1 protein-coding gene is annotated in these 541 nt (G+C 66.7%); it reads left to right on the forward strand.

Annotated features, from left to right (window positions below; translation table 11 throughout):
* Positions 1–541, forward strand: a 541-nt coding sequence (locus NA4_RS38525) for an AMP-binding protein (RefSeq protein WP_157129612.1), incomplete at both ends; no start/stop codon positions are given.

Consider the following 541-nt stretch of genomic DNA (forward strand, 5'->3'; position numbering starts at 1 on the left):
GCCGCCCACACTCCCGCGGCAAGCCTGGCGAGTTTGCGGGATGTGTTCGTGATCGGTGAGGCGTTGCCGCCGCAGACGGTGCGGGCGGTGGGCGCGGTCACGGATGCGCGGGTGCACAATCTCTATGGTCCGACCGAGGCGGCGGTGTCGGTCACCTATTGGCCTGCTGATGGTTTGGATGCGGTGATGGTGCCGATCGGTCGCCCGCAATGGAACACCCGAGTGTTCGTGTTGGATGCGCGGTTGCGGCCGGTGCCTGCGGGGGTGCCCGGTGAGTTGTATTTGGCTGGTGATCAGCTCGCCCGCGGGTATGTTCGGCAAGCCGCGCAGACCGCGGGCCGGTTCGTGGCCAGCCCGTTCGCGGCCGGTTCGCGGATGTATCGCACCGGTGACCTGGTGATCTGGCGCGGACCCGACGCGGATCGGCCGCAGCGGTTGGAGTATGTGGGGCGTACTGATTTCCAGGTGAAGTTCCGTGGTCAGCGGATCGAGTTGGGTGAGATCGAAACCGCGCTGCTGACCCAGCCTGCGGTCAGCCAAG

This window comes from Nocardia amamiensis NBRC 102102 (assembly GCF_001612745.1).
Classification (GTDB): Bacteria; Actinomycetota; Actinomycetes; order Mycobacteriales; family Mycobacteriaceae; genus Nocardia; species Nocardia amamiensis.